This window comes from Alloactinosynnema sp. L-07 (assembly GCF_900070365.1).
In the GTDB taxonomy this organism is placed as follows: Bacteria; Actinomycetota; Actinomycetes; order Mycobacteriales; family Pseudonocardiaceae; genus Actinokineospora.
Genome location: NZ_LN850107.1, coordinates 6,686,436 through 6,710,365, shown reverse-complemented (window position 1 = coordinate 6,710,365; position 23,930 = coordinate 6,686,436). Strand labels below are relative to the sequence as shown.

26 protein-coding genes and 1 pseudogene are annotated in these 23,930 nt (G+C 69.4%); 15 read left to right on the top strand and 12 right to left on the bottom strand.

Annotation, left to right across the window (positions count from 1 at the left end; translation table 11 throughout):
• Positions 1–3: 3 nt before the first annotated feature.
• Complete coding sequence (locus BN1701_RS30685) at positions 4–2,004, bottom strand: thioredoxin domain-containing protein (protein ID WP_054054613.1); 2,001 nt, start codon at positions 2,002–2,004, stop codon at positions 4–6.
• Positions 2,005–2,060: 56 nt separating this feature from the next.
• Here BN1701_RS30685 and BN1701_RS30680 point away from each other — a divergent pair, with 56 nt between their 5' ends.
• Genes BN1701_RS30680 through BN1701_RS30660 form a run of 5 tightly spaced genes read left to right on the top strand, consistent with a single transcriptional unit; the run spans position 2,061 to position 7,872 of the window.
• Positions 2,061–3,449 carry a 3' terminal RNA ribose 2'-O-methyltransferase Hen1 gene (locus tag BN1701_RS30680; protein ID WP_054054611.1) on the top strand — a complete coding sequence of 463 codons (1,389 nt, stop codon included), beginning with the start codon at positions 2,061–2,063 and terminating at the stop codon, positions 3,447–3,449.
• Positions 3,449–5,968 (top strand): polynucleotide kinase-phosphatase, encoded by a 2,520-nt coding sequence (locus tag BN1701_RS30675; RefSeq protein ID WP_054054609.1) that lies wholly within the window; start codon positions 3,449–3,451, stop codon positions 5,966–5,968. The genes BN1701_RS30680 and BN1701_RS30675 overlap by 1 nt, the downstream gene beginning before the upstream one ends.
• Positions 5,965–6,618 (top strand): DNA polymerase beta superfamily protein, encoded by a 654-nt coding sequence (locus BN1701_RS30670; RefSeq protein WP_197672153.1) that lies wholly within the window; start codon positions 5,965–5,967, stop codon positions 6,616–6,618. Before BN1701_RS30675 ends, BN1701_RS30670 begins: the two co-directional genes overlap by 4 nt.
• Positions 6,599–7,393, top strand: coding sequence for a DNA polymerase beta superfamily protein (locus BN1701_RS30665; protein ID WP_054054608.1), 795 nt, complete (start codon positions 6,599–6,601; stop codon positions 7,391–7,393). The genes BN1701_RS30670 and BN1701_RS30665 overlap by 20 nt, the downstream gene beginning before the upstream one ends.
• On the top strand, positions 7,393–7,872 hold the full coding sequence (locus tag BN1701_RS30660) for a VOC family protein (RefSeq protein WP_054054606.1): 480 nt from the start codon (positions 7,393–7,395) through the stop codon (positions 7,870–7,872). The genes BN1701_RS30665 and BN1701_RS30660 overlap by 1 nt, the downstream gene beginning before the upstream one ends.
• Positions 7,873–7,889: 17 nt before the next feature.
• Here the strand turns inward: BN1701_RS30660 and BN1701_RS30655 are convergent.
• Both BN1701_RS30655 and mca read right to left on the bottom strand, forming a co-directional pair.
• A pseudogene (locus BN1701_RS30655) lies at positions 7,890–8,102 on the bottom strand (hypothetical protein); the annotation flags it as partial.
• The gene (gene mca / locus BN1701_RS30650; RefSeq protein ID WP_054054604.1) at positions 8,102–8,983 is read right to left on the bottom strand and encodes a mycothiol conjugate amidase Mca; all 882 of its coding nucleotides are present in this window, start codon (positions 8,981–8,983) and stop codon (positions 8,102–8,104) included. The pseudogene BN1701_RS30655 and the gene mca, both read right to left, overlap by 1 nt.
• Positions 8,984–9,110: 127 nt before the next feature.
• Between mca and BN1701_RS30645 the strand changes: the two genes are divergently transcribed.
• The 4 genes from BN1701_RS30645 to BN1701_RS30630 all read left to right on the top strand — a co-directional run bounded on the left by BN1701_RS30645 (position 9,111) and on the right by BN1701_RS30630 (position 11,474).
• Positions 9,111–9,551 (top strand): DUF4307 domain-containing protein, encoded by a 441-nt coding sequence (locus BN1701_RS30645; RefSeq protein ID WP_054054602.1) that lies wholly within the window; start codon positions 9,111–9,113, stop codon positions 9,549–9,551.
• A gap of 175 nt (positions 9,552–9,726) precedes the next feature.
• On the top strand, positions 9,727–10,218 hold the full coding sequence (gene greA, locus BN1701_RS30640; RefSeq protein ID WP_054054600.1) for a transcription elongation factor GreA: 492 nt from the start codon (positions 9,727–9,729) through the stop codon (positions 10,216–10,218).
• A gap of 209 nt (positions 10,219–10,427) precedes the next feature.
• Entirely contained in the window at positions 10,428–10,790 is a 363-nt protein-coding gene (locus BN1701_RS30635) for an XRE family transcriptional regulator (protein WP_054054597.1), read from the top strand.
• Positions 10,791–10,928: 138 nt separating this feature from the next.
• Positions 10,929–11,474 (top strand): hypothetical protein, encoded by a 546-nt coding sequence (locus BN1701_RS30630; protein ID WP_054054595.1) that lies wholly within the window; start codon positions 10,929–10,931, stop codon positions 11,472–11,474.
• Between the two features lie 39 nt (positions 11,475–11,513).
• Here BN1701_RS30630 and BN1701_RS30625 read toward each other — a convergent pair whose 3' ends face one another.
• Positions 11,514–11,918 (bottom strand): hypothetical protein, encoded by a 405-nt coding sequence (locus BN1701_RS30625; protein WP_054054593.1) that lies wholly within the window; start codon positions 11,916–11,918, stop codon positions 11,514–11,516.
• Positions 11,919–12,013: 95 nt separating this feature from the next.
• On the bottom strand, positions 12,014–12,496 hold the full coding sequence (locus tag BN1701_RS30620; protein ID WP_054054590.1) for an Lrp/AsnC family transcriptional regulator: 483 nt from the start codon (positions 12,494–12,496) through the stop codon (positions 12,014–12,016).
• A 151-nt stretch (positions 12,497–12,647) separates the two neighbouring features.
• Here BN1701_RS30620 and hppD point away from each other — a divergent pair, with 151 nt between their 5' ends.
• Positions 12,648–13,850, top strand: coding sequence for a 4-hydroxyphenylpyruvate dioxygenase (gene hppD, locus BN1701_RS30615; RefSeq protein ID WP_054054589.1), 1,203 nt, complete (start codon positions 12,648–12,650; stop codon positions 13,848–13,850).
• A gap of 90 nt (positions 13,851–13,940) precedes the next feature.
• On the opposite strand, the gene BN1701_RS30610 is transcribed toward hppD, so the two are convergent.
• The 3 genes from BN1701_RS30610 to BN1701_RS30600 are packed head-to-tail and all read right to left on the bottom strand — an operon-like array spanning position 13,941 to position 14,706.
• Complete coding sequence (locus BN1701_RS30610) at positions 13,941–14,171, bottom strand: hypothetical protein (protein ID WP_054054587.1); 231 nt, start codon at positions 14,169–14,171, stop codon at positions 13,941–13,943.
• On the bottom strand, positions 14,172–14,426 hold the full coding sequence (locus BN1701_RS30605; protein ID WP_054054585.1) for a hypothetical protein: 255 nt from the start codon (positions 14,424–14,426) through the stop codon (positions 14,172–14,174).
• Positions 14,419–14,706: a hypothetical protein gene (locus BN1701_RS30600; protein WP_054054584.1), complete on the bottom strand. Its 288-nt coding sequence runs from the start codon at positions 14,704–14,706 to the stop codon at positions 14,419–14,421. Before BN1701_RS30600 ends, BN1701_RS30605 begins: the two co-directional genes overlap by 8 nt.
• A gap of 100 nt (positions 14,707–14,806) precedes the next feature.
• Between BN1701_RS30600 and BN1701_RS30595 the strand changes: the two genes are divergently transcribed.
• The 3 genes from BN1701_RS30595 to BN1701_RS34885 all read left to right on the top strand — a co-directional run bounded on the left by BN1701_RS30595 (position 14,807) and on the right by BN1701_RS34885 (position 16,172).
• The gene (locus BN1701_RS30595) at positions 14,807–15,697 is read left to right on the top strand and encodes a helix-turn-helix transcriptional regulator (RefSeq protein WP_054054582.1); all 891 of its coding nucleotides are present in this window, start codon (positions 14,807–14,809) and stop codon (positions 15,695–15,697) included.
• The gene (locus tag BN1701_RS34890) at positions 15,657–15,851 is read left to right on the top strand and encodes a DUF397 domain-containing protein (protein WP_082860160.1); all 195 of its coding nucleotides are present in this window, start codon (positions 15,657–15,659) and stop codon (positions 15,849–15,851) included. Before BN1701_RS30595 ends, BN1701_RS34890 begins: the two co-directional genes overlap by 41 nt.
• A 66-nt stretch (positions 15,852–15,917) precedes the next feature.
• A complete protein-coding gene (locus BN1701_RS34885; protein ID WP_197672152.1) occupies positions 15,918–16,172 on the top strand; it encodes a hypothetical protein in 255 nt (84 codons plus the stop codon).
• Here the strand turns inward: BN1701_RS34885 and BN1701_RS30590 are convergent.
• The 4 genes from BN1701_RS30590 to BN1701_RS30575 form a co-directional block, all read right to left on the bottom strand.
• Positions 16,084–17,283 (bottom strand): glycosyltransferase 87 family protein, encoded by a 1,200-nt coding sequence (locus tag BN1701_RS30590; protein WP_054054580.1) that lies wholly within the window; start codon positions 17,281–17,283, stop codon positions 16,084–16,086. The genes BN1701_RS34885 and BN1701_RS30590 overlap by 89 nt on opposite strands.
• 21 nt (positions 17,284–17,304) lie before the next feature.
• Positions 17,305–18,456 carry a cystathionine gamma-synthase gene (locus BN1701_RS30585; protein WP_054054577.1) on the bottom strand — a complete coding sequence of 384 codons (1,152 nt, stop codon included), beginning with the start codon at positions 18,454–18,456 and terminating at the stop codon, positions 17,305–17,307.
• A 134-nt stretch (positions 18,457–18,590) separates the two neighbouring features.
• On the bottom strand, positions 18,591–19,841 hold the full coding sequence (locus BN1701_RS30580; RefSeq protein WP_054054575.1) for a hypothetical protein: 1,251 nt from the start codon (positions 19,839–19,841) through the stop codon (positions 18,591–18,593).
• Between the two features lie 106 nt (positions 19,842–19,947).
• Positions 19,948–21,327 carry a cystathionine beta-synthase gene (locus BN1701_RS30575; protein WP_054054572.1) on the bottom strand — a complete coding sequence of 460 codons (1,380 nt, stop codon included), beginning with the start codon at positions 21,325–21,327 and terminating at the stop codon, positions 19,948–19,950.
• A gap of 152 nt (positions 21,328–21,479) precedes the next feature.
• On the opposite strand from BN1701_RS30575, the gene BN1701_RS30570 reads away from it, so the two are divergent.
• On the top strand, positions 21,480–22,298 hold the full coding sequence (locus BN1701_RS30570) for an SGNH/GDSL hydrolase family protein (protein WP_172803349.1): 819 nt from the start codon (positions 21,480–21,482) through the stop codon (positions 22,296–22,298).
• Between the two features lie 95 nt (positions 22,299–22,393).
• Positions 22,394–23,614 carry an acetyl-CoA C-acetyltransferase gene (locus BN1701_RS30565; protein ID WP_054056262.1) on the top strand — a complete coding sequence of 407 codons (1,221 nt, stop codon included), beginning with the start codon at positions 22,394–22,396 and terminating at the stop codon, positions 23,612–23,614.
• The last annotated feature ends 316 nt before the right edge of the window (positions 23,615–23,930 follow it).

Below are 23,930 nucleotides of genomic sequence, written 5' to 3'. Positions count from 1 at the left end.
CTGTCAGCGGAGCGCTGTCGCCAGGTCGTTCGGGTCGGTGCGAGGGCGATCGCAGAGATAGCCGCGGCACATATAGGCCGCGGGCAGGCCGTCGACCAGAGGGCGCTGGTCGAGCAAAGGCGCGCTGTCGGGCTCGCCCGCGAGGATGACCGCCCCGCCCGGCGCGTGCCGCAGCGCGGTCGCCACGAGTTCGGCGCGCGCGGCCTCGGGGCCGACGATCGCGACCTGCAACGGACCGTGCGCCAGCGCCTCGGCCACCGTCAGCCAGTGGCCCGCGAACCTGGGCGCGCGGGCGGCCAGGATGCCCGCGCGGGCCACCGCGTCCTCGGCGGCGGTGCGGTACGCGTCGGCACGGTCCGCGCCCGCCAGAGCCGAGCCCTGCACCAGTGCGCCCGCGAGCGCGGAGGCGCCCGACGGCGAGGCGTTGTCGCCGGGGTCGGCGGGCCGCCAGACCAACGCGTCAGCGTCGTCGGCGGTGTCGTGATAGGCGCCGGGGACGGCGGGGTCGGCGAAGTGGGCCAACGCCGTGTCGAGCAGGCCGCACGCGGCGTCGAGCCAGCGCACCGCGCCGGTGGCCTGGTGCAGGGCGAGCAGACCGTCGGCCAGGCAGCCGTAGTCCTCCAGGACGCCCGCCGCCGTGCCGACGGCCCCGGCCCGCGAGGTCCGACGCAGCCTGCCGTCAACAAGGTGCAGGCCGAGCACCAGTTCCGCGGCCCGTTCAGCCGCGGCGATCCAGCCAGGCTCGCCCAGCGCGGCGCCCGCCTCGGCCAGGGCGCTGATCGCCAGGCCGTTCCACGCCGTGACGACCTTGTCGTCACGCCCCGGCTGCGGCCTGGTGTCACGAGCGGCCAGCAGCGCCGCCTTGATCCGGGTCCAGCGCTCCCGGTCGTCGACCTCGCGCTGGAACCGCAGCGTGGACGCGCCGTGCTCGAACGTCCCCGCCGCCGTCACACCCAGCAGTTCCGCCGCCCAGGCCCCGTCGTCTTCTCCCAGCACCGTGGCCAGTTCGGTGGGCGTCCACACGTAGGTGAGCCCCTCGACCCCGTCGGTGTCGGCGTCCAGCGACGAAGCGAACCCGCCTTCGGCGGTCCCCAGGTCCCGCACCAGGAACCCAGCCGTCTCCGCGGCCACCTCCCGGTACCGGTCAACGCCGGTCCGGCGGGCCAGGTGGGCGACGTGCCGCAGCAGCAGAGCGTTGTCGTACAGCATCTTCTCGAAGTGCGGCACCACCCAGCCCGCGTCCACGCTGTAGCGGGCGAAGCCGCCCGCGAGCTGATCGTTGAGCCCGCCGTCCGCCATCGCCCGGACCGAACCCTCCACAATGGACAACGCTTCGACCGACCCGGTCCGCTCGTGGTGGCGCAGCAGGAACTCCAGCACCATCGTCGGCGGGAACTTGGGCGCCGTACCGAAGCCGCCGTTCACCCGGTCGTAGTCCCCCAGCAGCGAGGCCGCCGCCCCGGCCAGCACCGATTCATCCACAGTGGACACAGCAAGCGGCGCGGCCTGCTTGCCCAGTTCCGCGACGATCCGCGACGCCGCCTCCCGCACCTCGGTGTCATCGGACGCCCACGCCTGGTGCACCGCGGTGAGCAGCTGGCGGAACGATGGCATCCCGTGCCGGGGCGTCGGCGGGAAGTAGGTGCCGCAGTGGAACGGCTCACCCTCCGGGGTCAGGAAGCAGGTCATCGGCCAGCCGCCGTGCCCGGTCATCGCCTGGGTGGCGGTCATGTAGACGGCGTCGACGTCCGGGCGCTCCTCCCGGTCGACCTTGACGTTGACGAAGTACTCGTTCATCAGCGCGGCCGTCTCGGCGTCCTCGAAAGACTCGTGGGCCATCACGTGACACCAGTGGCAGGCCGCGTAGCCGACCGACAGCAGGATCGGCACGTCCCGGCGCGCGGCCTCGGCGAAGGCCTCCTGGCCCCACTCCCACCAGTCGACCGGGTTGTCGGCGTGCTGCAGCAGGTACGGGCTGGTGGAGTGGTGGAGCCGGTTCGCCATGCCGCAACCCTCTCAAATGACGTGAGCCGACGCGTCGGATAGGCGACACTTCCACGGTGCTGATGACCCTGACGACCACTATGACCCCCGCGACCGACCTCGGGTACCTGCTGTTCAAGCATCCCGACAAGGCGCAAGCGTTCAGCGTGTCGTCCGGCACCGCCCATGTCTTCTACCCGCGCGCCGACGAGGACGAGTGCACCGCGGCGCTGCTGCTCGACGTCGACCCGATCGCGCTGGTGCGTGGCCGCAAGAACGACGCGTTCACCCTGGGCCAGTACGTCAACGACCGTCCGTACGCGGCCGGGTCGCTGCTCGCGGTCGCGCTGTCGAGTGTCTTCAAGACCGCGATGAACGGCCGCTGCGACCCGCGGCCGGAGTTGGTCGAGCGGGCCATCCCGCTGCACGTCCGGATCCCGGCCGCGCCATGTTCTGGGGGCCCGGCGCTGGCGGAGCGGCTGTTCGCGCCGCTGGGCTGGCGGGTCGACGCGCGAGCGGTCCCGCTCGACCCGGAGTTCCCCGACTGGGGCGACTCGCGCTACCTCGACCTGCGGATCGATAGCGAGTTGCGGCTGGCCGACGCGCTGCGTCACCTGTATGTGCTGCTGCCGGTGATGGACGGCGCCAAGCACTACTGGGTGGCCGAGGACGAGATCGAGAAGCTGCTGCGCGCGGGCGACGGCTGGCTGGCCACCCACCCCGAGCGGGAGCTGATCAGCCAGCGCTATCTCGCGCACCGGAGGTCCCTGGTCCGCACGGCCATGGCCCAGCTCGCCGAGTTGGACGGCGCCGAGGCAGAAGCGCTCGACAACGCCCTCGCCGAGCCGACCCTCACCGAGCCGCTGGCCGCCGTCCGCCGCCGCGCGGTGGTCGAGGCGCTGCACCGGGTCCGGGCGCACCGCGTGCTCGACCTGGGCTGCGGCGGCGGCGCGCTGCTGCGCGACCTGCTGGCCGATCCGACGTTCACCGAGATCGTCGGCTGTGACGTCTCCGCCGCCGCCCTCGACGCCGCCGAGCGCAGGCTGAACCTTGACCGCCTCTCCGACCGGGTGCGCGACCGCATCGAGTTGCGCCAGTCCTCGGTCACCTACACCGACCCGGCGCTGGCGGGCTACGACGCGGCCGTGCTGATGGAGGTCGTCGAGCACGTCGACCCGAGCAGGCTGCCCGCGCTGGAGCAGGCCGTGTTCGGCACCGCGAAGCCGCGCCACGTCATCGTCACCACGCCGAACGTGGAGTACAACGTCCTCTACCCGACCCTGCCCGAAGGCAAATTCCGCCATCCGGACCACCGCTTCGAGTGGACCCGCGCGCAGTTCCAGGACTGGGCCGACGGCGTGGCGGCCCGACGCGGCTACACCGTCCGATACGTCCCGGTCGGCTCGCTCGACGAGACGCACGGCTCCCCCACCCAGCTCGCCCTGTTCTCCCGGAAGGAGGCCTGATGGACCTCGCGATCCCCGACATGGCGCTCGTAGTGCTTATCGGTGCCTCTGGCTCCGGCAAGTCGACCTTCGCGCGCACGCACTTCAAGCCGACGCAGGTGCTCTCCAGCGACTTCTTCCGCGGCCTGGTCAGCGACGACGAGAACGACCAGTCGGTCTCGGCCGAGGCCTTCGACACGCTGCACTACGTAGCGGGCAAACGCTTGCGCGCCGGTCTGGTGACCGTCATCGACGCGACGAACGTGCAGCACGAGCCGCGGGCGGCGCTGGTGAAGCTGGCGCGGGAGCACAACGTGCTGCCGGTGGCGATCGTGCTGGACCTGCCGGAGGCGGTGTGCGTGCGCCGCAACGCCGAGCGGCCCGACCGCGACTTCGGCGCGCACGTGGTCAAGCGCCACCGCGCCGACCTGCGCCGCTCGCTGGGATTCCTGCAGAAGGAGGGTTTCCGCAAGGTACACGTGCTGCGCGGCGAGTCCGAAGTGGACGCCGCGCGGATAGTGCCGGAGCGGCTGAACAACGACCTGCGCGACCAGACCGGCCCGTTCGACGTCATCGGCGACGTGCACGGCTGCCGAGCCGAGCTGGAGGACCTACTCGGCGAGCTTGGCTACGCCGTCACCCGCGACGACCAGGGCCGCGCGGTCGGCGCGAGCCACCCCGAGGGCCGCCGGGTGGTCTACGTCGGCGACCTGGTCGACCGCGGCCCGGACACCCCTGGCGTGCTGCGGCTGGCCATGGGCATGGTGGAGGCCGGGACCGCGCTCGCGGTGTGCGGCAACCACGAGCAGAAGCTGACCCGCGCGCTGCGGGGCCGCAAAGTCACGGTGGCGCATGGGCTGGCGGAGTCGCTGGCGCAACTGGGCGAGGAGTCCGACGAGTTCCGCGCGCGCGTCGAGCGGTTCTGCGACGGCCTGATCTCGCACTATCGGCTCGACGGCGAGAACCTCGTCGTGGCCCACGCCGGTCTGCCGCGCGAGTACCACGGACGCGCGTCGGGCCGGGTGCGCAGCTTCGCGCTCTACGGGGACACGACCGGCGAGACCGACGAGTTCGGCCTGCCGGTGCGCTACCCGTGGGCCGAGGACTACCGCGGCCGCACGATGGTCCTTTATGGACACACGCCGGTGGTGGAACCCGAGTGGGTCAACGGAACCATGTGCCTGGACACAGGTGTGGTGTTCGGCGGCAAGCTCACAGCGCTTCGGTATCCCGAGCGCGAAGTCGTGTCGGTCAAGGCGCACCAGGTCTGGTACGAGCCGATCCGGCCGCTGGCCCCGCCGGATCCCTTCGGCGGGCGGGAGCCGAGCGTGCTCGCGCTGTCGGACGTCATCGGCAAGCGCGTGATCGAGACGGGCGCGCTGGGCCAGGTGACGGTTCGCGGCGAGCAGGCCGCGGCGGCGCTGGAGGTGATGAGCCGCTTCGCCGTCGACCCGCGCTGGCTGCTGTACCTGCCGCCGACGATGGCGCCGACATCCACCCACACCAGCGGCGACCTGCTGGAACACCCGTCGGAGGCGTTCGCGGACTACGCGAGCCGCGGCGTCGGCGAGGTCCTGTGCGAGGAGAAGCACATGGGCTCGCGCGCGGTTGTCCTGGTGACCCGCGACGGCGCCTTCGACCGCTTCGGCATCGATGGCGACGGCGTCGTGCACACCCGCACGGGCCGCCCGTTCTTCGACGACGCGTTGACCCTCGAGTTGTTGACGCGGGTCCGCGCGGCCGTCACCGAAGCCGAGCTGTGGGCCGAGTTGGGCACGGACTGGCTGCTGCTCGACGCCGAACTGCTGCCGTGGAGCGCCAAGGCGTCGGGCCTGATCCTCAACCAGTACGCCGCCGTGGGCGCCGCCGCCGAGGCCGCCCTGCCCGCCGCCGTCGACGCGCTGTCGTCGGCGGCCGGGCGCGGGGTCGACCTGGGTGACCTGCTGTCGAGGCAGCGGGCGCGCTCGGCGAACGCGACGGACTACCGGGCGGCCTACCGGCGCTACTGCTGGCCGACCGACGGCCTGACCGGCGTCCGCCTGGCCCCGTTCCAACTGCTGGCCGCAGAGGGCGCGATGTTCCAGGACCGCCCGCACGCCTGGCACCTGGACCTCGCGGCCCGCCTGCACGCGGCGGACCCGTCGCTGTTCACCCTGACCCGCACCATCGCCGTCGACACGACCGACCCGACGTCGGTGGCGGCGGGAATCGACTGGTGGACGGAGCTGACGGCGGCGGGCGGCGAGGGCATGGTGGTCAAGCCCGCCGCGAACCACGTGCCGAAGGCGCTGCCGGGGGTGAAGGTGCGCGGGCGGGAGTACCTGCGGATCATCTACGGCCCGGACTACACCGAACCGTCGAACCTGTCGCGGCTGCGCGACCGCAAGCTCAACCACAAGCGCTCCCTGGCGATGCGCGAGTACGCGCTGGGCCTGGAAGGCTTGGCACGGCTGACCCGCGGCGAGCCGCTGTGGCGGGTGCACGAGTGCGTGTTCGCGGTGCTCGCGCTGGAATCGGAACCGGTGGACCCACGACTGTGAACCTGGTCTTGTCCGCGGTCATGGGCTCCCACGCCTACGGCCTGGCCACGGCGTCCTCCGACGAGGACCGCCGCGGCGTCTTCGTCGCACCCACGGAGTCCTTCTGGCGACTGGAGAAACCTCCGTCCAGTGTGGACGGACCGGCCGCGGAACAGGTGAGCTGGGAGGTCGAACACTTCTGCCTGCTCGGCCTGCGCGGGAACCCGACGGCGTTGGAACTGCTGGTGAGCGAGTTGGTGGAGGTGTGCACGCCGATCGGGACCGAGCTGCGGGACCTGCTGCCCGCGTTCCTGTCCCAGCGGGTCAGCACGAGCTACGAGCGCGCCACGGCCCAGCAGTTCGCGCGGGCGACCCGGGCGACGGACCCGAACTGGAAGCAGGTCATGCACGCCCTGCGCCTGCTGCTGGTCTGCCGAACCCTGCTCACCACCGGCGAACTGCGCATCGACATGCGCCCGGAACGGGATCGACTGCTGTCGGTGCGGGCCGGGGAGGTGCCGTTGGCGGAGTGTTTGCGCTGGTCGGAAGCTTTGCGCGCGGACATCGCCCGCGCGGAGGGCCCGCTGCCGGTCGAGCCGGACACGCGCCGGGTCGAGGACTGGCTGGTCTCGGTACGAAGGAGGTCGCTGCATGCCGATCACGGTTCCTGACCTGAGCGAGGTGGTCGCCGCCGCGACCCCGCCACTGCTGTTCGCGACCGTCTCCGGCGCCCACCTCTACGGCTTCCCCTCCACCGACTCCGACGTCGACCTGCGCGGCGTGCACCTGCTCTCGGTCGAGGAGGTCGTGGGCTTGCGGGTGGGCCCGGACACCGTCGACCGCACGTGGACCCGCGACGGCGTGGAGATCGACCTGGTCACCCACGACCTGATCAAGTTCGCCCGCCTGCTGCTGAAGCCCAACGGCTACGTGCTCGAACAACTGCTGTCGCCGCTGGTCGTGCACTCCAGCGAGACGCATCGGGAACTGGTCAACCTGGCACCCGGGCTGCTGACCAGCAGGCATGCCCACCACTACCAGGGTTTCGCGCGCAGCCAGTGGGCGCTGTTCGAGAGCGTCGGCGAGATCAAACCCCTGCTCTGCACCTTCCGCGCGCTTCTCACCGGCCTGCACCTGATGCGCACCGGCACCGTCGATGCCTGCCTGCCCAACCTCGGCGGTCCCGCCTATCTGCCGGACCTGATCGCCGCCAAACGCGAAGGCGAGCACCTCGCCCTGCCCGCCGCTGCTCCCCCGCGAGCGCGGATCGAGGTCGATCTCGCTGGCCTGCACGCGGAACTGGAAGCCGCGCGATCGGCGACCGTCCTTCCCGAACAGCCGACGGTCGCCGAACGCGTTCACGATCTCGTTGTCCGCGTCCGACTTGGTCATGCGGGGGCGCGGCCGGTCGACCAGAGTGGAGGGGCTGACGAAAGGAGCGTGTGATGGCGTCGACGACGAACATCACCCCGTGCCTCTGGTTCAACATGACGGGCCAGGAGGCCGCCGAGTTCTACTGCTCGGTCTTCCCCAACTCCAAGATCACCGAGACCACCTACTACGGACCGGACATGCCCGTCGCCGAAGGTGAGGTCCTGACGGTCGCCTTCGAGCTCGACGGCGTCGCGTTCACCGCCCTGAACGCAGGCCCGGAGTTCACCTTCTCCGAGGCGGTGTCGTTCCAGGTCACCTGCCAGGACCAGGCCGAGGTCGACCACTACTGGACCGCGCTGTCCGCGGGCGGCGAGGAAGGGCCGTGCGGCTGGTTGAAGGACAGGTTCGGCCTGTCCTGGCAGGTCGTGCCGACCCGGCTCCTCGAACTCACCAGCGACCCGGACCCGGCCCGCGCCGCCCGCGCCACCCAGGCGATGATGCAGATGAAGAAGATCGACATAGCCGAACTGGAACGCGCCGCCGACGGCTGAACCAAGTACTAGTCGGTCTTCTCTTCCGGCGGGTCGAAGCTCTCCGGCACCCGCTTCAAATGCTTCGTCATCGAGCGGATCAGGAACGCCACCGCGACGAAGAACAGGATCAGGATCAGGAAGCCCAGCGGCGAGGACTTGCCGAAGTCCTCGCCCTGCCCGCCCGGGTCGGCGGGCGTCGGCGGCGCTGTCTGGGTCAGGGCGACTGTCTCGAAAACCGGGATGGGAATCACAGGGACACCTTCTCCGCGACGCCCGCGAACAGGTCGTCCTCGGGCAGGGTGCTGTCCACCAGGGAGCGGACCAGCTCGTAGTCCTCATGCGGCCACACCGACCGCTGGATCTCCAGCGGCACGGCGAACCAGCGGCTGTCCGGGTCGATCTGGGTCGCGTGCGCCAGCAGCGCGGCGTCGCGGACCTCGAAGTACTCGGCGCATTCGATCTTGGTGGTGATGCGGTCGGAGATGTCGCCGTTCTCGGGCTTCCAGTTGTCGATCCACTCGCCGTAGGGCGATTCGAGACCGGCGGCCAGCAGCGCGTCGTGCATCACGACCAGGCGGGCGCGGGAGAAGCCGTGCATGTAGTACAGCTTCAGCGGCGACCACGGCTCACCGGCCGACGGGTACAACTCGGGGTCACCTGCGGCGTCGAAGGCCGCGACGGAGACCTCGTGGCACCGGATGTGGTCCGGGTGCGGGTAGCCGCCGTTCTCGTCGTAGGTGAGGATCACGTGCGGCTTGAAGTCGCGGATCGCCTCGACCAGCGGCGGGACGGACTCCGCCAGCGGCACCAGCGCGAAGCAGCCGTCGGGCAGCGGCGGCAGCGGGTCGCCCTCGGGCAGGCCGGAGTCGACAAAGCCGAGCCAGCGGTGCTGGACCCCGAGGATCTCGGCCGCCTTGGCCATCTCCGCGCGGCGCACCGACGGGATGTCGGCGTGCACCTCCGGCCGGTCCATCGCCGGGTTGAGGATGTCGCCGCGCTCGCCACCCGTGCAGGTGACGACCATGACCTCGTGACCTTCGGCCACGTATTTCGCCATCGTGGCGGCGCCCTTGCTCGACTCGTCGTCGGGATGGGCGTGCACTGCCATCAGGCGCATCTTCTCGGCCATGACCTCTCTCTGCCCCCTCGCGTCGGGTGTCCCGCGCCTAGCGGATACTTCGACCCGGATAGCTGAACGCGTCGCGGTGGGTCCATTGTTCCCGCCGGTCGGAGAACCGTGCACAGGAGGTCCCCGGATGACCGTGGCCGGTCGCGCGCTACCAGAGGGCCGCTACGGGAAACCACCGGCCCGCAGGTCCCGGCGTGCCACGACGCTGATGATCGCCGCGGGCCTCGCCGTGGGTGGCGTGGTCGCGTACCTGGCTTACCAGAACCTCGGCACGGCGCCGATCGAGGCCGAGCGGACGTCGTTCAGCAACCTGCCCGGCAACCAGATGCAGCTGGTGTTCGACGTGACCCGCGAGACCCCAGACCGGGCCGCGGTGTGCATCGTGCGTACCCGCTCGCTCGACGGCGGCGAAGGCGGGCGCAAAGAGGTCTACATCGCCCCCGGTCCCGACCGCGTCCGGGTGACGACGGTCATCGTGAGTTCCACCGAACCGGTGACGGCCGACATCTTCGGATGCTCCTACCAGGTGCCGGAATACCTGTCCACCACACAGCCGCCAACGGGGTGAACTGCGTCCTTATCATCTTAAAATCGGACAAAACGGTCAGGTTAGCACGCCTGTTCGTGGTAAGCTCGTCTACCTGCACGGCCCCTAGGCGGGCCGTGTTTTTCCATTCCGGGCGCGCTCGCCAGCCCGGAGCTGCCGGCCCGTAACCACGGGCCCGGAGTACGACGAGGAGTTGGTGACCGTGAGCGACACCCAGGTGACCTGGTTGACCCAGGAGGCCTACAACCGGCTCAAGCACGAGCTCGACGAGCTGATTGAGAACCGCCCGGTCATCGCGCAGAAGATCAACACCAGCCGCGAGGAAGGTGACCTCAAGGAGAACGGGGGTTACCACGCCGCCCGCGAGGAGCAGGGCCAGCAGGAGGCTCGGATCCGCCACCTGCAGGAACTGCTACGCGGCGCCAAGGTCGGCGAGGCGCCGACCGTCGACGGCGTCGCCCAGCCGGGCATGGTGTTGACGGTCCGCTATGGGGACGACGATGAGGAGCAGTTCCTGCTCGCCACTCGGGAAGAGGGCGGCGAGGGCGGGCTGGAGGTCTACTCGCCGGAGTCCCCGCTGGGTCGCGCCTTGCTAGGTGCCAAGGAAGGCGAGACCCGGGAGTACGCCCTGCCCAACGGCAAGACCCAGAAGGTCACGCTGACGAAGGCGGTTCCGTACAGCGGCTGATCTGACGCCCTGACGAGTCGAGGCCGCCGGTGGGAACTCCCACCGGCGGCCTAGTCGTTGGCGGCCGTCTCGACTGATCTGGGTCTGGATTGGCGGACGGCATAAGAGTAGCCTTATATTCGTCAAATGTCCGCATGGGAGATCCAGCTGCACGCAGAGGTCGAGAGGTACACGCAGCATCTGCGGAGTATGGAAGGAGGGCTTGACCGATGACCAGGTCATGGAAGGACGCGAAAGCCGCCAAGGCCGAACATGACGGGTCGAGCGGTCGCGACGTGGAGACCGCGCGGGCCGTGGCGCGCACCCGAACGCAGGCATACGTCCTCGGCTTCCGGCTCGCCCAGCTCCGCAAGGAGGTCGGTATCTCGCAAGCCGAGATCGCCGAGCGCATGGGAGTAAGCCAGCCACGGGTCAGCCAGCTCGAGAATGGTGAGGTCGGCCAGATGGAGGTCGACACCCTGAGCCGGTATGTCACCGCCTTGGGCGGGAAGTTGAAGCTCGTGGCCGACTTCGAAGACCACGGCATCACCGTCACCGCGCCGGAGATCGATCGCGAGCGGCTCGCCATTTGACCCGTCGCGCCTCGGGACAGAACGCAAGGCGGACGCGCGACGCTCCGGTGGCCGGATCGCTCCTGAGTCTGGTTCAAGATCCGAACCTGACTCCTTTCGATCTTTACGGCGTCACCCACCAGTGACATCGTGACAGTCGTGTCCGACCATCAGCAGTCCATCGCCCCCATCGCGGTCCCCCAGAACGTCACCAAACGGGCCGACGCCCTCGGCCTGGGGCCGTTCGCCATCCGGTTTCAGCACCCGAATCGCCGAATGCACGCGATCTTCTGGTGGTTCGGCGCGGTGATGTTCTTCGGGATGGTCGCGCCTGCCCCGTTCGTCTCGACGACGACCTGGGACCTGACGACGATCATCCTCATCCTGGTCTTCGGCGGCGTGGCCGCCCTGTGCGGGTACATGGCCATCGGCGCCTACAGGAAGCAGGCGTTCTACTTCTCCGAGCAGGGCATGGTGCTGACCCGCTCGTCCGGCGCCATCAGGTTCGCGTCGACCTGGCGGGACATCGACGGCGTGTACCTGGAGCTCTACCAGTTCCAGCTGGTCATCCTGTTCTGGGCGCTCCCCCGCCGCTACAACGCCAGCATCGTCACCCGCGGCCGACGCAGGCTGAAGTACGTCGAGGTCGACGGCAAGGTCGCGGTGACCCCGGTCGCCCAGTTGCTCCACGAAGCCGCGCGGTGACGACCGGCCGCCGGTGCGCCACCGGCGGCCGTCCGCGCGTCACAGCAGGTCGTAGCACTTCCAGGTGATGCTGCTGCTCTGGGTGCTGTGGTAGACCCGCAGCCGCTTCACCCGCGGCCGGTAGTTGGGCTCGCCCCGGGAGTACTCCACCGAGCTGCCGCACTTCCAGAACCAGTAGCCGTCGCCGTTGATCGCGACGTCGACGGTGGTCCACACGCCCCGGGTGATCGGCACATACGTGCCGTACTTGTTCTTGACCTTGAGCGAGCCCGAGCACGCGTCGTACTCGTAGCCGAGGAAGACCTGCTGGACCGCCGCGGTCTGGGTGCTCGCCGGTGCGGCCGGGGCCGCGGTGGCGGGCACCGCGCTCAGCATGGTCAGGCCGACCATCAGCCCGGCCGCCGCGATCATCGACCGGCCCAGCCCGGTCGTCTGCTTGGTCATGACGTTCCTCCCTGTCCCGGCCACTCGGCCGTCACCGGAGAGGTTTGTCCGCCACTGTTGCGATCCTGTTGTGGATCAGCTGTGGCGCCGACAACTCAGCCGACGATCCGCTCCAGCAGCGGCCGCACCCTGGTCGGCACCGGCGTCGACAGCGCGATCGAGGTCGAGGTCCGGCCCACCCACTCGACGTTGACCACCCCGTCGATCACCCGCTGCAGGTCGGCGTTGTCGCGCGCCACCATCCGCACGAGCAGGTCGCCCTGCCCGGTGGTGGCGTGGACCTCGCACACCTCGGGGATGGCGCTGAGCCGGTCGGCGACCTCCGTGCGCTTGCCCTGGGCGATCTCCAGGACCGCGAACGCGGTGAGCCCGTAGCCCATCGCGGCCAGGTCGAGTTCGGGCGGGAACCCGCCGAGGATCCCGCGCCGCTCCAGCCGGTCCATCCGCGCCTGCACGGTGCCGCGCGCCACGCCGAGTCTGCGTGAGCATTCGAGCACGCCCAGCCGGGGCTCGTCGGTGAGCAGCAGGAGCAGTCGCGCATCGAGTACGTCCAGTTCCTCTCCGTGATCATCAGACACGGGTTCACCTCCTAGTCACAGTGTCCACTTTGCCAGTGGTTCAGCCCCAAACACTAGTCAAGTTGTCCTGTGAAACAACTAACTGTTGCACAGCCTGCCTCATCGACAGATGCTCACGTTTACCGCAAGAAAGAAGACGCAGGAGGACGCGATGACGGGGACACTCGGCCGCAGCGAACTGGGGATGGACGAGGTCAGCTACGACCAGCTGCGCCAGCTCGTCGGCCTTGTCGACTACGACGAGAGCCGGGACCCGTTCCCGGTGAACGCCATGGACGCGGTGGTCTTCGTCGTGGGCAACGCCACGCAGACCGCGCTGTTCTACCAGGCCGCCTTCGGGATGACCCTGGTCGCCTACTCGGGCCCGGAGACCGGCAACTTCGACCACAAGTCGTTCGTGCTGAAGTCCGGCTCGGCGCGCTTCGTCATCAAGGGCGGTGTGCGCCCGGACAGCCCGCTGCTCGACCACCACCGCGAGCACGGCGACGGCGTCGTCGACCTGGCCCTGGAGGTGCCCGACGTCGACAAGTGCGTCGAGCACGCCCGCGCCACCGGCGCCACCATCCTCGAGGAGCCGCACGACGTCTCCGACGAGAACGGCACCGTGCGCACCGCCGCCATCGCCACCTACGGCGTCACCCGCCACACGCTGATCGACCGGTCCCGCTACAGCGGGCCGTACCTGCCGGGATACGTGGCCAAGAACGGCTCCCTGGAGCGTCCGACCGACGCCCCGAAGCGCCTGTTCCAGGCCGTCGACCACTGCGTCGGCAACGTCGAGCTCGGCAAGATGGACTTCTGGGTCGACTGGTACAACCGCGTCATGGGCTTCGTGAACATGGCGGAGTTCGTCGGCGACGACATCGCCACCGAGTACTCCGCGCTGATGAGCAAGGTCGTGTCCAACGGCAACCACCGGGTCAAGTTCCCGCTCAACGAGCCCGCGATCGCGAAGAAGAAGTCCCAGATCGACGAGTACCTGGAGTTCTACGGCGGCCCCGGGTGCCAGCACATCGCCCTGGCCACCAACGACATCATCAAGACCGTCACCGCCATGCGCGCGGCGGGCGTGGAGTTCCTCGACATCCCCGACAGCTACTACGACGACCCGGAGCTGCGCGCCCGGATCGGCGAGGTGCGGGTGCCGATCGAACTGCTGAAGGACAACAAGATCCTGGTCGACCGCGACGAGGACGGGTACCTGCTGCAGATCTTCACCAAGCCGATCGGCGACCGCCCCACGGTGTTCTACGAGATGATCGAGCGCCACGGCTCGCTCGGCTTCGGCAAGGGCAACTTCAAGGCCCTGTTCGAGGCCATCGAGCGCGAGCAGGAGCGTCGCGGCAACCTCTGACCAAGAGGCACGCGAGGCAGCGTGGCCCCCCAGCCGGCACGACCGGGCGGGGGGCCACTTCCGTTGCGCCGGAAGCCAAGTGGCCAGGTCTCAGGAGTCCTTGAACTTGGTCTCGATCAGCTTCGCGCCGGGCCTGTTGCTCTCGTTGGACTTGACCACCCGGATCGTGCGATCGGGCCGCGGATCGATCAGGAAGCGGACGCGACCGTCGTCGAACAGCGTCAAGAAGCAGCCATCAGCCACTTCATATCGGTAGGAACCGGTCCGACGGGCGTCGCCCTCTTGGCGGACACCGTCGACGCGCAGCACATCATCGGCCATTCAAGCCTCCAGATCATGATCGGTCGCTGATGGCATCGGCGGTGTGGCACCAAATGTTCCGGCCTGTCGCGGGTTCAGCAGGACCTCCCGACGGCACAGGGTCGCCGTCGTGTCGAGGATCAGGGCCAAATCGGCCCACGGGCAGCGGGACGGGCCTTCGGTGGTCGCGCGGACCACGAGTTCGCTGATCTTGTTGCGCAGCAGGACGAGCGCGGTGACGAGGTCGTGCTGGTCGAGGGTCAGGTGCTCAGCCACGCTTCTTGGCCCAGGCGTCGGCGAAGTGACGCAGAAGGTCGTCGTCGGACCAGTGACCACCGTTGACTGGGATGGCGTCGGCGAGGGGTTGCGGTCCTTCGAGGACCGGACGCGGCAGGGTGTCTTTGATGATGAAGTACCGCCGTTGCTCGACACAGGTTCCGCGCAGGACGGCGATGTAGCGGTCGCCTTTGGCCCAGCGGAAGGTATGCCCGTAGGCATACAGGCGGGAGCAGGCGGTGGCTCCCGTGTACGGGTGGGTCAGACCCTTGATCTCCATAGGACACAACGATCGCGGGCCAGAACCGATGTCGGAAGCAGAAACGACGCTGACGATCACGCGGTGGCCGATTACCGCACACGATGATGGAATGCCTGCTATGAACGAGAACGGCACGGCCCGGATGCGCGGTCTAGCGGCAGAACTCAAGGCACTGCGCAAGGAGTCTGAGTTGACGACTCTGCAAGTCGCGCAACGCAGCGGTTTCTCGGGACCTGTGCTCAACAGGATGGAGAATGCGCTCCGTGAGGTCACCTCGGAGGAAGTCGCCACCCTCCTGGCGATCTACGGGATAAAGGGCAAGGAGCGCGAACGGCTTCTCGATCTCGCGCGCAGATCACGAGAGCCATGGGTGGAGGTCACCGTCCCGCGCGCATCCCGCCGCGTAGAGACCCTGGCCAACTTCGAGGCCGAGGCCACCCACATCGCCCATGGCTCCATGCTGCGCGTTCCCGGCCTGCTCCAGACCGCCGACTACATGCGAACCATCGCGATGATTAGCGGCGCAGCCCCTGCTCGGGTTGAGGATGTAGTCAAAGGCCGTCTGGCCCGCCAGCGGGTGCTCGTGAAGCGAAGCGCTCCGTCGTACCTCGCCATCATCGATGAGATGGCGTTGCGCCGCAGAGCAGGCAGCGACGAACTGATGGCCGACCAGATCCAACACATCCTCAACGTCAACGAGCTGCCCAACGTCGATGTCCGAGTGATCCCGTTCGACCACGGAGTTCACCCTGGTCTGACTGGCCCCTACATCATGATGGACTTCGCCAAGGGCGACGCCGTGATGCGCTTCGATCACCTCCACTCGTGGATGTTTCTCGACAACACAGCCTTGATCTCGAAGTACCGTGAGATGTCGGATACGCTGCTTCGGGTTGCCTTTCCTTCAGCCGAAACGGTGAAGTTCCTGAGGCGGCTTGAGGCGGAATTCCGAGTGAAGGCGAAACGAAATGGATCTTGGTCACACGGAGTGGCGGAAGTCCAGCCTTAGCGGCGGCGGCGGCGAGCTTGACGACGAGGAGTGCGTCGAGATCGCGTTCGCTCCCGGGCGCGTGGGTGTGCGGGATTCGAAGAATGTGGCGGGCGGGGCGCTGGTTGTCACCGAGGGTGCGTGGCGGTCGGCGCTGCGCTCGCTCCTCAGCTAGTCCTCAGGTACGGCTCCCGCAGGCCAGGTACTCTCGTTGGCGGAAACTGCGTGGGGAGAGTTCGGCATGGCTTTCGGATCTCGGCGGACGGGCATCGCCTCGCTCGTGGCGGGCTTTGGCGTCGCCGCGGCGTTGGCGGGGGTGGCGGTGTTGACCGTCAACAATGCCGCCTGCGCCGACCCGGGCCACTATGTCTCCCATGGCACCGAGATCGAGTTGGTCGGCGGGTGCGTCAACCCCGCGGACCTGGTGCCCGCCCCGACCGAGGACGCTCCTGCCCGCTCGGGCGACGCGGTCGACCCGTTCCGTCAGGTGCCCTGACCAGCCAAAACAGCAGGGCGAGCGCGAGCCACACGTAGGCGTTGCCCGCCACCTGTTCGACGGCGTTCCACTCCAGTTCCCGACCATCGCGGCGCGGTAGGAACCACTGCGGTCCGACGACGAACGCCGCCGCCGCGAGTCCGGTGGCGATCCACCAGCGTCGATAGACCAAATAGACGAGCGCGGGCGCGATCCACACCCAGTGGTGCGACCACGACACCGGCGACACCAGCAGCCCCGCCGCTGCCAGGCCGACCAATGCCCCCACGTCGTCCCCCACGCCCCGCAGTCGGGCAACCAGGACACAGGCGCCAACCACCAGCACGATGGCCACCAGCGGCCATAGGGCGGTCTCCAGTCCCAACCGGTGCAGGACGCCAGATACCGACTGGTTGGCCGCCATCTCCGGCTGACCGATCCGGCCGGTGTCGAGCAGCGCGGCCGTCCAGTAGCGCACCGAGTCTCCCGGCGACAGCGCGAAGCCCAGCGCCGTGACCGCCGCCGCCGTCCCGGCCGCCACGATCGCGGGCCGCCATTCGCGGCGGGCCAGGAAGAACAGGACGAAGAACGCGGGGGTCAGTTTGATCGCGGCGGCGATCCCGATGAGCAAGCCGCGTGGCCACGGGGTGCGCGGCAGCAGGCAGTCGAGGGCGACGAGGGCCATCAGGATCAGGTTGATCTGGCCGAAGGTGAGCGTGTCGCGGACCGGCTCGGCGACCGTCCCGACCAGCAGCCCCACCGCGCAGGCGACCAGCGCGGGCCCGGACTTGTCCCCCAGGCGCCGCGCGGCGAGCCAGACCGTCGTCGCCAGTGCCGCCAGTCCGGCGACGCTGAACGCGCCGATGGCCAGCCAGCGCGGGACCACCGCCAACGCCGAGAACAAGACCGCCGAGATCGGCGGGTACGTGAACCCGAGCGGCTTGGGCGACACGGTCTCGCCGAATTCGGGGCCGTACAAGGACAATCCGTCCAGCCAGGCCTGTCCGCCCGCCCGGTAGACGTCGATGTCCTCGAAGTGCCGATCGGTCAGGAAGGCCGCGACGATCGCCGCGGCCCACGCCAGGAACACCACGACCACACGGCCATCGCGGTGGCAACGGTCGATGGTCATGTGATCGTGGGTGTCCGGTGTTTACAGGGCGGAGACCAGGTCTTGGATGAGGTCGGCGCTGTCCTCGATGCCGACCGACAGCCGCACCAGGTCGGCCGGGACCTGCAGCGGCGAACCCGCGGTGCTGGCGTGGGTCATCCGACCCGGGTGCTCGATCAGCGACTCGATGCCGCCGAGGGACTCGGCCAGGGTGAACAGCTTGGTGCGCGCGACGAGGTCGAGCGCGGCCTGCTCACCGGCCGCGACGCTGAACGACACCATCCCGCCGAAGCGGCGCATCTGCTTGGCTGCGATCTCGTGGCCGGGGTGCTCGCTCAGGCCCGGGTAGTAGACCTTGCTGATCTTGTCGCTGCGCAGCAGGGTCTCGACGATCCGCTCGGCGTTGTCGCTGTGCTTCTCCATCCGCAGCGCCAGCGTCTTGGCCCCGCGCAGGGTCAGCCAGGAGTCGAACGGGCCGGGCACCCCGCCCGCCGAGTTGCGCAGGAACGCGAACGCCTCGTTGAGCGCACTGTCCGACGTCACCAGCGCGCCGCCGACCACATCGGAGTGGCCGCCTAGGTACTTCGTCGTCGAGTGCAGGACGACATCGGCGCCGAGGGCCAGCGGGGTTTGCAGGTATGGGGTGGCGAAGGTGTTGTCGATGACCAGTTTCGCCCCGGCCTCAGCCGCGATCGATGCGAGCGCGGCGATGTCGGCGATGCCGAGCAGCGGGTTGGTCGGTGTCTCAGACCAGATCACCTTCGTGTTCGGCCGGACCGCGGCGCGGGTGGCGTCGAGGTCGTGCAGATCGGCGGCGGTGTACTCGACGCCCCAGAGCGTCAACACCTTGTCGATGAGCCGGAAGGTGCCGCCGTAGGCGTCGCTGCCGAGGACGATGTGGTCCCCCGGCTTGGTCATGCTGCGCAGCGCCGTGTCGGTGGCCGCCATCCCCGAGGCGAACGCGAGCGCGTGGGCCCCACCCTCCAGGGCCGCGAGGGCGCCTTCGAGGGCCGTCCTGGTCGGGTTGGCGGTGCGGGAGTACTCATACCCCTCACGCAGCCCGCCGACGCCGTCCTGGGCGAAGGTGGAGGTCTGGTAGATCGGCACGATCACCGCGCCGGTCCGCGAATCAGGTTCCTGCCCCGCGTGGATGGCCCGGGTCTCGAAGCCCAAGCGGGTGAAGTCGTCAGCCATGGCACAAGGCTACGGCTCCAGCACCCACCCGCGCGTGCCGCACCCAGCGGCTGTGGACAACTCCGAAGATGTGGACAGCCAAACGACAGTGGGCCCCAGCCGACTCGGCTGGGGCCCACTGTGGACGAACTAGATCACCACTGCTGCGGCGGCTGCTGACCACCCGGAGGCGGCGGCTGCTGACCGTAGCCCTGCGGGGGCTGCTGGCCGTAGCCCTGCTGCTGCGGCGGCTGGCCGAACCCGGGCGGCGGGGTCTGCGGCTGGCCGAAGCCCTGCTGCGGGGGCTGCTGCCCGAAACCCTGCTGCTGCGGCGGCTGACCAAAGCCCTGCTGCGGCTGCCCGAAACCCTGCTGCTGCGGCGGCTGCTGCCCGAACCCGGGCGGCGGCGGCGAGAAGCCGGTCGAGCCCAGTGCGGGCGCCGAGAACAGGAAGTCCCTGGTCTGCGGGAAGAACGCCATCGCGCCTGCCGCGGTGATGATCAGACCGAACAGCAGCGAGGTGGTGATGCTGCCGCGGAAGGTGACCGTCGCACCGTTCAGGATCGCCACGATGAGCACGACCGCACCGCCACCGGCGATCAGCATGTGCGCGAAGTTGGTCTTCTTCATGAAGAGGAGGACCGCACCCGCGACAGCGGCCGCACCGCCGACGATCTGCAGGAGCGAGAAGAACACGTTGATGCCGTAGCTGGGCACCGTGTCCTCACACTGCTGCCGGAACTGGCCCGCCGGAATGCTGTCACAGGCGCCGCTGACGCTGGAGAAGTCCGACATCAGCGAGATGCCCATGATGGCGCTGATCAAGCCGAGCACCGCCACGACGCCGAGGACGATCATCGAGATCATGCCTGTGTTGGCGCCCTGGCCGCCGAAGTTCGGGGCCGCGCCGAGGCCGCCCTGCTGGGCGAAGCCGCCGGGGGGCGGGTAGCCGCCGGGCTGCTGGCCGAAGCCACCCTGCGGCGGACCGCCGAAACCGCCCGGCTGCTGCTGCTGCTGGAAGCCAGGCTGGCCGTAGGGCTGCTGCGGCTGACCGAAGCCGCCGGGAGGCGACTGCGGCGCACCCGGAGGCGCGTACGGCGGGTTCTGCGGCACCGAGCCGGGCGGCACCATCTGAGTCGCCTCGGCCGGGCCGGGGGCGCCGGGCGGCGGCGTCTGGCCGGGGCGCACGACCTGCGTGCGGTCGTTGCCGTCATCCTCGGCGCCCGGGAGGGGCTGGCCGGGGCGGATGGCCTGGGTCCGTTCGACGCCGTCGGCGCCGGTGTTGTCGCCTGCGGCGGTGTAAGGCTGCTCTGGTGCCGGGTAGCCAGGCTGGCCCTGGTCCTGGCCGGGCCACTGCTGGGGCGGACCGCCCTGCCAAGGCTCGTTCGGCGGCTGGGGAGCACTCATCGGGTATCCCACCCCTTTTGACCTGGAATGTCAGCTTGCATCGCGGGTAACGCTATCGGATCAGTGACACCACCGTGGGGTTCGGCCGCCATCCACGCCGGAGGCATCACCGGCCAGCCAGGAATCCGAGGAGGTCCTGCCTGGTCACGACCCCTGCGGGCTTCCCGTCAATGAGCACCAGCGCGCCGTCGGCGGCCGAAAGCGCGTGCATGGCGACGCTGACCTGCTCACCCGCGCCGATGGTCGGCAGCGGCGGGGACATGTGCTGGTCGACGCGGTCGGCCAGGGCGGCCTTGCCCGCGAACAGGGCGTCGAGCAGGTCGCGCTCGTTGACCGCGCCGACGACCTCGGCGGCCATGACCGGCGGCTCGGCGTTGACGACGGGCATCTGGCTGACGCCGAACTCGCGCAGCACGGCGACCGCGTCGGCGACGGTCTCGCCCGGGTGGGCGTGGATGAAGTCCGGCACGGTGGTGCCCGACGCGCTCTTGCGGCGCAGCACGTCACCGACGGTGGCGCCGGAGTGCTCGGGCGGGAGGAAACCGTACTGGGCCATCCACGAGTCGTTGAAGACCTTCGACAGGTAACCGCGGCCGCCGTCGGGCAGCAGCACGACGACCACGTCGTCGGGGCCGAGGCGCGAGGCCAGGCGCAGCGCCGCGGCCGCCGCCATTCCGCACGAGCCGCCGACCAGCAGGCCTTCCTCACGGGCGAGCCTGCGGGTGACGTCGAAGGACTCGGCGTCGGAGACGGCGATGATCTCGTCGGCGACCTCGCGGTCGTAGGTCGTCGGCCAGAAGTCCTCGCCGACGCCCTCGACCAGGTACGGGCGGCCGGAGCCGCCGGAGTAGACCGAGCCCTCCGGGTCGGCGCCGATGACCTGCACGCGGCCGTCGGAGACCTCCTTGAGGTACCGGCCGGTGCCGGAGATGGTGCCGCCGGTGCCGACGCCCGCCACAAAGTGGGTGATCTTGCCCTCGGTCTGGCGCCACAACTCGGGGCCGGTCGAGTAGTAGTGGCTCAGCGGGTTCTCGGGGTTGGAGTACTGGTCGGGCTTCCAGGCGCCCTCGATCTCGCGGACCAGCCGGTCGGAGACGTTGTAGTACGAGTCCGGGTGCTCGGGCGCGACGGCGGTCGGGCAGACCACGACCTCGGCGCCGTAGGCCTTGAGGACGTTGCGCTTGTCCTCGCTGACCTTGTCGGGGCAGACGAACACGCACTTGTAGCCCTTGCGCTGGGCCACCAAGGCCAGGCCGACGCCGGTGTTGCCGGACGTGGGCTCCACGATCGTGCCGCCGGGCTGCAGCGCGCCGGACTTCTCGGCCGCCTCGACCATGCGCAGGGCGATGCGGTCCTTCACGCTGCCGCCGGGGTTGAAGTACTCGACCTTCGCCAGCACCGTCGGGGCCAGTCCGTGCGCGAGCGAGTTCAGCTTGACCAGCGGCGTGTCACCGACGAGATCGATGATGTGGTCGACGTACTGCACCGGGGCTCCTTCGATGGGTCACATTCACAGAACCTTCCGGGTCAGCCTATCCGTCGGCACGTATCCGAACGGGACATTGCTGTCTCCTGATGCGTAAGGAACCAATGGGTTAAGCGATACGTCTTGTATGCACTGTGGAGGGGAGGCACACGATGGTCGGGATTCGCGCTTTGCGCATGGCCGCGGTGGCGGCCGGATCGGTGGGCGGGCTGTCCGGCGCCGCGTACACCCTGCTCAACACCCAGTCACGCCAGGCGCGGTCGATCATCGGCGTCCCGCGTGACCTGCCGTTCAACGCCGACGGCGTCTACCGGCCGGACGGGACGGGCCCGTTGGCCCTGTCGACCACCGACGTGGTGACCTTCGCCATGTTCGGCGACTCCAGCGCCGCGGGCCTTGGCGCCGAGTCGGCCGACCGGCTGCCTGGGGTCGTGCTGGCCAAGGCCCTGGCCCAGGCGTCTGGCAGGCCGGTGCGGCTGGTCACCCACGCGGTGAGCGGGTCGCGCACGGCCGACCTGGTCGGCCAGGTCGACGCGGCGCTGAAGCTTCCGCCCACGGTCGCGCTGATCATGATCGGCGGCAACGACGTGACTGCCAAGATGCGGATCGGCACGTCGGCGGCGCTGCTGGCCGCCCAGGTGCGTCGGCTGACCGAGGCAGGCTCGGGCGTCGTCGTCGGGACCTGCCCGGACCTGGGCGCGATCCGGCCGATCCCGCAGCCGCTGCGCACCGTCGCCCAGCGCTGGAGCCTGGCCCTGGCCAGGGCGCAGACCAGGGAACTAGGCCGCACGCAGGCCACGGCGGTGCCACTGGCGGCGCTGCTGAGCCCGGCGTTCTACGAGCGGCCGGAGGAACTGTTCAGCCCGGACCGCTTCCACCCCAACGGCGACGGCTACGCCTTGGCCGCCGGTGTGACGCTCGCCCCGCTGTGCGCGGCGGCAGGTGTGTGGGAAGGTGCGGAGAGCGGCTGAGCAACGACGCTCACATCGCGGCTCAGCTGCGGCGCCGTGGGTTACTCAGGAGTAACCTTCGGCCTGTACCTGCGACATCGCGAATGGAGTCCGCCATGCCAGAGGCTGTCATCGTCTCCGCTGTCCGATCCCCCATCGGGCGGGCCGGGAAGGGGTCGCTGGTCGACATCCGCCCGGACGACCTCACCGCGCAGATGGTGCGCGCCGCCCTGGACAAGGTGCCCGCGCTCGACCCCACCGAGATCGACGACCTGATGCTCGGCTGCGGCCTGCCCGGCGGCGAACAGGGCAACAACCTGGGCCGGATCGTGTCGGTCCTGCTCGGCTACGACCACCTGCCAGGGTGCACCGTGACCCGGTACTGCGCTTCCTCGCTGCAGACCACCCGCATGGCCCTGCACGCCATCAAGGCGGGCGAGGGCGACGTGTTCATCTCCGCCGGCGTGGAGACGGTGTCCCGGTTCGTCAAGGGCAGCTCGGACTCGTGGCCCGACACCCACAACCCGATCTTCGAAGAGGCCGAGACCCGGACGAAGTCGGTCGCCGAGACCGGCGCGGGCGAGTGGGCGGACCCGCGCTCGACCGGGATCGTGCCGGACGCGTACATCTCGATGGGCCAGACCGCGGAGAACCTCGCCCTGCTCAAGGGCGTCACCCGCGAGGACATGGACCACTTCGGCGTCCGGTCGCAGAACCTGGCCGAGCAGGCCATCAAGGACGGCTTCTGGGCCCGCGAGATCACCCCGGTCACGCTGCCCGACGGCCGCGTGGTCGACACCGATGACGGCCCCCGCCCGGGCATCACCTACGAGAAGACCGCGACCCTCAAGCCGGTGTTCCGCCCCGACGGCCGCGTCACCGCGGGCAACTGCTGCCCCCTCAACGACGGCGCGGCGGCCCTGGTGATCATGTCGGACACCAAGGCCAAGCAACTCGGCCTGACCCCGCTGGCCCGCATCGTGTCCACCGGCGTCTCCGGCCTGTCCCCGGAGGTCATGGGGCTTGGCCCGGTCGAGGCCTCGAAGCAGGCCCTGTCCCGCGCGGGCCTGACCATCGGCGACATTGACCTAGTCGAGATCAACGAGGCCTTCGCCGCACAGGTCCTGCCCTCGGCCCGCGACCTGGGCGTCGACGAGGACAAACTGAACATCAATGGCGGCGCCATCGCCATCGGCCACCCCTTCGGCATGACCGGCGCGCGGATCGCGACCACGCTGATCAACTCACTGCAGTGGCACGACAAGCAGTTCGGCCTGGAAACCATGTGCGTCGGCGGCGGCCAGGGCATGGCCATGGTCCTGGAACGCCTCAGCTAGAAACACAAAAGCATGACTGAAGGGCGCCCAGTCAACTGACTGGGCGCCCTTCAGTCATGTCCAGGCACACGAAATGTCGCCGCGACTAGCAGCACGTACCCTCCAGCGCACGGGATGCCGTCCCCTGTTAGGCGATTTTCGATCGCCCGGTCAACGATGTCGCCCGCGTACTTGTCGAAGGTCCGCCGGACGACTTCGCTGAGGCTTGCTCGAGGTTCGACACCCTCCGACTGCCGCCCGAGGGTTCGAATGTAGTCCCCCATCTGACTGCCGTATCCCAGGTGTAACCAGCGGTAACGCTGAGGCTTATTCAGGA

What these genes read in the sequence shown, in the direction of transcription:
- BN1701_RS30685 (WP_054054613.1), bottom strand. Translation starts at nt 2,004, where the DNA reads ATGGCGAACCGGCTCCACCACTCCACCAGCCCGTACCTGCTGCAGCAC.
- BN1701_RS30675 (WP_054054609.1), top strand. Translation starts at nt 3,449, where the DNA reads ATGGACCTCGCGATCCCCGACATGGCGCTCGTAGTGCTTATCGGTGCC.
- BN1701_RS30665 (WP_054054608.1), top strand. Translation starts at nt 6,599, where the DNA reads ATGCCGATCACGGTTCCTGACCTGAGCGAGGTGGTCGCCGCCGCGACC.
- BN1701_RS30660 (WP_054054606.1), top strand. Translation starts at nt 7,393, where the DNA reads ATGGCGTCGACGACGAACATCACCCCGTGCCTCTGGTTCAACATGACG.
- mca (WP_054054604.1), bottom strand. Translation starts at nt 8,983, where the DNA reads ATGGCCGAGAAGATGCGCCTGATGGCAGTGCACGCCCATCCCGACGAC.
- BN1701_RS30645 (WP_054054602.1), top strand. Translation starts at nt 9,111, where the DNA reads ATGACCGTGGCCGGTCGCGCGCTACCAGAGGGCCGCTACGGGAAACCA.
- BN1701_RS30635 (WP_054054597.1), top strand. Translation starts at nt 10,428, where the DNA reads ATGACCAGGTCATGGAAGGACGCGAAAGCCGCCAAGGCCGAACATGAC.
- BN1701_RS30625 (WP_054054593.1), bottom strand. Translation starts at nt 11,918, where the DNA reads ATGACCAAGCAGACGACCGGGCTGGGCCGGTCGATGATCGCGGCGGCC.
- hppD (WP_054054589.1), top strand. Translation starts at nt 12,648, where the DNA reads ATGACGGGGACACTCGGCCGCAGCGAACTGGGGATGGACGAGGTCAGC.
- BN1701_RS30610 (WP_054054587.1), bottom strand. Translation starts at nt 14,171, where the DNA reads ATGGCCGATGATGTGCTGCGCGTCGACGGTGTCCGCCAAGAGGGCGAC.
- BN1701_RS30600 (WP_054054584.1), bottom strand. Translation starts at nt 14,706, where the DNA reads ATGGAGATCAAGGGTCTGACCCACCCGTACACGGGAGCCACCGCCTGC.
- BN1701_RS30595 (WP_054054582.1), top strand. Translation starts at nt 14,807, where the DNA reads ATGAACGAGAACGGCACGGCCCGGATGCGCGGTCTAGCGGCAGAACTC.
- BN1701_RS34890 (WP_082860160.1), top strand. Translation starts at nt 15,657, where the DNA reads ATGGATCTTGGTCACACGGAGTGGCGGAAGTCCAGCCTTAGCGGCGGC.
- BN1701_RS34885 (WP_197672152.1), top strand. Translation starts at nt 15,918, where the DNA reads ATGGCTTTCGGATCTCGGCGGACGGGCATCGCCTCGCTCGTGGCGGGC.
- BN1701_RS30590 (WP_054054580.1), bottom strand. Translation starts at nt 17,283, where the DNA reads ATGACCATCGACCGTTGCCACCGCGATGGCCGTGTGGTCGTGGTGTTC.
- BN1701_RS30585 (WP_054054577.1), bottom strand. Translation starts at nt 18,456, where the DNA reads ATGGCTGACGACTTCACCCGCTTGGGCTTCGAGACCCGGGCCATCCAC.
- BN1701_RS30580 (WP_054054575.1), bottom strand. Translation starts at nt 19,841, where the DNA reads ATGAGTGCTCCCCAGCCGCCGAACGAGCCTTGGCAGGGCGGTCCGCCC.
- BN1701_RS30570 (WP_172803349.1), top strand. Translation starts at nt 21,480, where the DNA reads ATGGTCGGGATTCGCGCTTTGCGCATGGCCGCGGTGGCGGCCGGATCG.
- BN1701_RS30565 (WP_054056262.1), top strand. Translation starts at nt 22,394, where the DNA reads ATGCCAGAGGCTGTCATCGTCTCCGCTGTCCGATCCCCCATCGGGCGG.